Annotated in this window: 5 protein-coding genes; 3 read left to right on the top strand and 2 right to left on the bottom strand. The window is 63.0% G+C overall.

The features are described 5' to 3' along the window. Positions 1–1,140 (bottom strand): 3-(3-hydroxy-phenyl)propionate transporter MhpT (gene mhpT / locus IQK56_RS24945; RefSeq protein ID WP_193901865.1); only part of this gene is annotated, 1,140 nt, incomplete at its 3' end. Between the two features lie 307 nt (positions 1,141–1,447). Here mhpT and IQK56_RS24940 point away from each other — a divergent pair. Next, the gene (locus IQK56_RS24940) at positions 1,448–2,764 is read left to right on the top strand and encodes an OprD family porin (RefSeq protein ID WP_193864210.1); all 1,317 of its coding nucleotides are present in this window, start codon (positions 1,448–1,450) and stop codon (positions 2,762–2,764) included. Positions 2,765–2,773: 9 nt separating this feature from the next. On the opposite strand, the gene IQK56_RS24935 is transcribed toward IQK56_RS24940, so the two are convergent. After that, positions 2,774–3,262 (bottom strand): MarR family winged helix-turn-helix transcriptional regulator, encoded by a 489-nt coding sequence (locus tag IQK56_RS24935; protein WP_193864211.1) that lies wholly within the window; start codon positions 3,260–3,262, stop codon positions 2,774–2,776. A 189-nt stretch (positions 3,263–3,451) separates the two neighbouring features. On the opposite strand from IQK56_RS24935, the gene IQK56_RS24930 reads away from it, so the two are divergent. Both IQK56_RS24930 and IQK56_RS24925 read left to right on the top strand, forming a co-directional pair. Next, positions 3,452–4,282, top strand: coding sequence for a p-hydroxycinnamoyl CoA hydratase/lyase (locus IQK56_RS24930; RefSeq protein ID WP_010567568.1), 831 nt, complete (start codon positions 3,452–3,454; stop codon positions 4,280–4,282). Positions 4,283–4,358: 76 nt separating this feature from the next. Next, positions 4,359–5,807: an aldehyde dehydrogenase gene (locus IQK56_RS24925; protein WP_099585052.1), complete on the top strand. Its 1,449-nt coding sequence runs from the start codon at positions 4,359–4,361 to the stop codon at positions 5,805–5,807. The last annotated feature ends 151 nt before the right edge of the window (positions 5,808–5,958 follow it).

Raw genomic sequence — 5,958 nt, 5'->3', positions numbered from 1 at the left:
TACACGCCGGGGGGAGGTCGCCAGCAGCACGCCGGCGGTGCCTGCACCTGCCGCAAGCAGTTGCCCGGCCGCCAGCGGCCCGGCCACCGAGCCCAGTCGGCCGATGGCCACGGCCGCACCCACGCCGGTGGCACGCACCGCCGTTGGGTAGGCGGGCGGGGCGCTGGCGTACAGCACCAATTGCGCCGCCATCACAAACAATCCGGCGGCGAAGCCTGCGATGGCCATCGGCACGATGCCCACCGACAAACCGACACCGGCCAGCGCCGCGAGCAACCCGGCGTACACGAACAGCACCACTTTGAGCGCATTGCAACGGTCCAGCAGCACACCGCCCAGCAGTGAACCGAGGGCGCCGCCAATGTTGAAGAGCATCTGCACCATGCCCGCCTGGGGTTTGCTGAAACCCTGCTCCAGCAGCAACGAAGGCAGCCAGTTAAGCAGCATGTACATCACGGTCAGGGTGAAGAAATAACTGAGCCATAACGCCAAGGTGGTGCGGGCGCGACCTTCGCCGAACAGCGCCTGGCCCGTCGAAGGGCGGACGCCTTGGGTACGGTCGACCTGTTGGCGAAAGGCGCTGGATTCGGGCAGCAGCAGGATCATCAGCGGCACGGCCAGCAAAGGCGCGAGGCCGCCGATGATGAACGTGGTCTGCCAGTGCTCACTGGAAAACATCGCCACCACGGCGGCCAATGCGCCACCCAGCGGCACGCCGCAGTACATGACACTGATCGCGGTGCCGCGATTGCGCTCGCTCACTGCTTCGGCACACAGCGCAATCAGGTTGGGCAGCGCGGCGCCCAAGCCCAGGCCGGTCAGGAAGCGCACCAGCAACAGGCTTGAGTAGCTCTGCACAAATGCCGTGCTCAAGGAGAACAGCCCGAACAGCAGCACCGCGATCACCAGGATCTTCTTGCGGCCGATGCGGTCGGCGATCCAGCCGCCAAAAAAGGCCCCCGGCAGCAGGCCGATGATCCCGACACTGAAGACCCAGCCGAGCATTTTCGGATCCAGGGCAAAGCTGTGGCGCAGCCCGGCAGCGGTGGTGCCGGCCGCCTGCAGATCGAACCCCTCGATCAGCGCAACGATAAAACACAAAGCGATCGTCAGCGTCGAACGACGCGATGGACTGTTCATGGGCAAACCTCATTGTTGTTTTTGTTGTGGTGGCGAGCCTGACCGGCTGCTGGCAATTAAGATAACAAATATAACTATAAAAAGAACGGTGACGACCCCCTGCGCCAAATCATGGAGCAAGCCGTCTAATTCAGCGGTTTGGGATGGGGGCGGGTAGGCAATATGAAAATAGATAGGTTTATTAACGTTCGATTATCGGTCAGTAGCGGTTGACGAGGAGCTGCGGCTGTTTCCATTCTCTGTCCGCCAAGCCCATCGGGCCAAGTGTGCACCCCCCAAAAACAACAACAAAAAATGGACATCGAACATGCCAAACCTCCCCACGGACGCCGTCGCGGCCGCCTGCTGTGTATCGAACCGCACTCCACGCCTGCTCAGTGCACTGCTGATGCTCGGTGTGCTGCCCACTCAGCTGTGGGCGGCGGGCTTAATCGACGACAGCCATGGCACCCTGACGCTGCGCAATTACTACCTGGACCGTGACTACAAGGACGACGGCGCCAAGACCGCCGCACGGGAATGGGCCCAGGCGTTCATCCTCAACCTGGAGTCCGGGTACACCCCTGGCACCGTGGGTTTTGGCCTGGATGTGCGTGGGCTGATGGGGGTCAAGCTCGACTCGTCCCCAGACCGCAGCGGCACCGAGCTGTTGCCGGTGTCGGCCAGCGACAAGCGCGCCGCCGATGAATACTCGCGCCTGGCGCCCACGGCCAAATTGCGGTTTGCCCAAACCACCGTGAAGGCCGGTGACGTGTCGATCTTCCTGCCATTCGCCTTCGCCAGCCCGTCGCGCCTGCTGCCGCAGACCTTTCGAGGCGCCACGTTAAGCTCCAAGGATATCGACGGGCTGACCCTCAATACCGGCTATATCGACCGCATCAACAAGCGTGACTCCACCGACTACCAGGCCATGACCATCGCCTCGCCCAACCGGCGTTTCAACGCGACGGCGACCACCTCACACCTGGCTTACGTCGGCGGTGATTACCAGGTCAACAAAGACCTCAGCCTGCGCGCTTATCATGCCGAGGTAGCGGACCTCTACCAACAGGACACCCTGGCGTTGCTGCACAACCTGCCGGTGGGCGAGGGCGTTTTCACCAGCGACCTGCGCAGTTTTTTCAGTCGCGAAGACGGCAGCGCCAAGGCGGGCAATGTAGATAACCGCAACCTCTCGGCACTGTTCGGCTACCGCTTCGGTGGGCATCGCGTCAGCCTGGGCTACATGCATTCCAGCGGGGACACGGCCACACCGTACATCTCCGGCACCGAGCTGATGGGCATGAGCGAACTGACCATGAGTTCGGATTTTCTCAACGCCAAGGAGCGCACCTGGCAGGCCATCTACGACTATGACTTTGTGGCCTCGGGGGTGCCGGGGCTGAAGGGGCGTCTGCGTTATGTGCGCGGCGATAACATCGAGCTGGCGGCGTTCAATGCCGAGGATCGCAAGGAGCGCGAGTTCCAGATGGAGTTGGGCTACGTGATCCAGAGTGGCCCGCTGAAGAACGTCGGGCTGATGGCGCGCAAGTCGATCTACCGCAACGATTTCCCTGGCGGCGCGGCGTTTCGCGATGAGAACCAGACCCGCTTCCTGGTGCTCTACACCGTGGCGCTGTGGTAGGTCGCGGGATCAGTCCTGATAGACCTTCTTGAGCAAGCGCAGCAGCTCTGCACGTTCCTCGACGTCCAGGGCTGCGGTGGCGTCCAGGTCGCTTTGCGCGGCGATGTCCTTGAGGGACTTGAGCAGGGCTTCGCCCGGTTTGCTCAGGAAGATTCCATAAGAGCGCTTGTCCGGTTTGCAGCGCACGCGCACGGCGAGGGCGCGGCTTTCCAGCTTGTTCAGCAACGGCACCACCTGGGGCGGTTCGATGGCCAGGGCGCGGGCGAGGTCGGCCTGCATCAGGCCAGGGTTCTGCTCAATGATCGCCAGGGCCGAGAACTGCGCGGGGCGCAGGTCGTGGTCGGACAGTCGGCCGATCAGGTTCTGGAACAGCTTGAGCTGGGCGCGGCGCATGGCATAACCGATCAGATCGTCCAGGGCCGAATCCAGCGGCGGCTGTACCTCGTCATTGTCGGGCAGGGCGTGGCTGGTGGCGGCGATGTTGGAAGGCTTGGCCATTGGCAGTGCAATCCTCGGAGGGTGGCGGTTAAGAAGGCTATCTAGTTTGCCGGGGTTGGCGCGCTGTGGCTATGCCGGTTTTTTCACAGTCGTTAAATATTGGTTACGCTGATTAATAGTTAATTGACATAACTATATTTGCGGTTTAATTTCGAATCATCTTCAAACCCAGAACAAGAGCACACCGCCATGAGCAATTACGAAGGCCGTTGGACCACCGTCAAGGTTGAGATCGAGGAAGGCATCGCCTGGGTCATTCTCAATCGCCCGGAAAAACGCAACGCGATGAGCCCGACCCTCAACCGGGAAATGATCGACGTGCTGGAAACCCTGGAACAGGATCCCGCCGCCGGTGTGCTGGTGCTGACCGGCGCCGGTGAAGCCTGGACGGCTGGCATGGACCTCAAGGAATATTTCCGCGAAGTGGACGCCGGCCCGGAAATCCTCCAGGAGAAAATCCGCCGCGAAGCCTCGCAATGGCAATGGAAGCTGCTGCGCATGTACGCCAAGCCGACCATCGCCATGGTCAATGGCTGGTGCTTCGGCGGCGGCTTCAGCCCGCTGGTGGCGTGCGACCTGGCGATCTGCGCCGACGAAGCCACCTTCGGCCTCTCGGAAATCAACTGGGGCATCCCGCCGGGCAACCTGGTGAGCAAGGCCATGGCCGACACCGTGGGCCACCGCCAATCGCTTTACTACATCATGACCGGCAAGACCTTCGGCGGGCAGAAAGCCGCTGAAATGGGCCTGGTCAACGAAAGCGTGCCCCTGGCGCAACTGCGCGAAGTCACCATTGAGCTGGCGCGCAATCTGCTGGAGAAAAACCCGGTGGTGCTGCGTGCCGCCAAGCATGGCTTCAAGCGCTGCCGCGAGCTGACCTGGGAGCAGAACGAGGATTACCTCTACGCCAAGCTCGACCAATCGCGCTTGCTCGACACCGAAGGCGGTCGCGAACAGGGCATGAAGCAATTCCTCGACGACAAGAGCATCAAGCCTGGCCTGCAGGCGTATAAACGCTGAAGGACGCGGCCTGCGGGCCGCACCGTTTTACCCTGCTTGAACGTATTCCCGATAAAGACAATAAAGAGGAATCACCATGCTGGACGTGCCCCTGTTGATTGGCGGCCAGTCGTGCCCCGCACGCGACGGCCGAACCTTCGAGCGTCGCAACCCGGTGACCGGTGAAGTGGTCTCGCGAGTCGCCGCCGCCACCCTGGAAGATGCCGACGCCGCCGTGGCCGCTGCCCAGGCCGCGTTCCCCGCCTGGGCCGCGCTGGCGCCCAACGAACGCCGCACTCGGCTGCTCAAGGCAGCCGAGCAGTTGCAGGCGCGCAGCGACGAATTTATCGCGGCCGCCGGCGAGACCGGCGCCATGGCCAACTGGTATGGCTTCAACGTGCGCCTGGCGGCCAATATCCTGCGTGAAGCGGCGTCGATGACCACCCAGATCACCGGCGATGTCATCCCCTCCGATGTGCCCGGCAGCTTCGCCATGGCCCTGCGTCAGCCCTGCGGCGTGGTGCTGGGCATTGCGCCGTGGAATGCCCCGGTGATCCTCGCCACCCGCGCCATTGCCATGCCGCTCGCCTGCGGCAATACCGTGGTGCTCAAGGCCTCGGAGCTGAGCCCGGCAGTGCACCGCCTGATCGGCCAGGTCTTGCAGGACGCCGGCCTGGGAGACGGCGTGGTCAACGTCATCAGCAACGCCCCGGCGGATGCGGCGGCGATTGTCGAACGGCTGATCGCCAACCCGGCCGTACGCCGGGTCAATTTTACCGGTTCGACCCATGTGGGGCGGATTGTCGGCGAACTCTCGGCGCGCCATCTCAAGCCAGCGTTGTTGGAGTTGGGCGGCAAGGCGCCGCTGCTGGTGCTGGATGACGCCGACCTTGACGCCGCCGTTGCGGCCGCTGCCTTTGGTGCCTATTTCAATCAGGGGCAGATCTGCATGTCCACCGAGCGCCTGATTGTCGATGCCAAGGTTGCCGATGCTTTTGTTGCCAAGCTGGCGGCCAAGGTGGCGACCCTGCGCGCCGGCGACCCCGCTGCGACGGATTCGGTGCTGGGTTCCCTGGTCGATGCCAGCGCCGGTACACGCATCAAAGCGCTGATCGACGATGCGCTGGGCAAGGGCGCACGGCTAGTGGCGGGCGGTCAATTGGACGGCAGCATCCTGCAACCGACGCTGATCGATGGCGTTACCGAAGACATGCGCTTGTACCGCGAAGAGTCTTTCGGCCCGGTGGCGGTCTTGCTGCGTGGTGACGGCGACGAAGCGTTGCTGCGCCTGGCCAACGACTCGGAGTTCGGCCTGTCGGCGGCGATTTTCAGCCGTGACACCGGCCGCGCCCTGGCCCTGGCACAGCGGGTGGAATCGGGCATTTGCCATATCAACGGCCCGACCGTGCATGACGAAGCGCAGATGCCCTTCGGCGGGGTCAAGTCCAGCGGCTATGGCAGCTTTGGGGGCAAGGCCTCCATCGAACACTTCACGCAATTGCGCTGGGTGACCTTGCAGAACGGGCCACGGCACTACCCGATCTGAGCAGTCGCCGCGACATAACAATAACGAGGCGGCGTTGATCCGCCTTGATGGAGGACATCCTTGTGAGTTCCGAATCCAGACCGCAACCCCAGCCCGCACCGCGATACCGCGAGGTCGCCATCGGCCACGCACCGGTGGCGGTCACTGAAGA

The sequence above is a fragment of the Pseudomonas cyclaminis genome (assembly GCF_015163715.1).
Classification (GTDB): Bacteria; Pseudomonadota; Gammaproteobacteria; order Pseudomonadales; family Pseudomonadaceae; genus Aquipseudomonas; species Aquipseudomonas cyclaminis.
The sequence above is the reverse complement of the archived record's forward strand: the minus strand, read 5'-3'. Positions and strand labels throughout refer to the sequence as shown.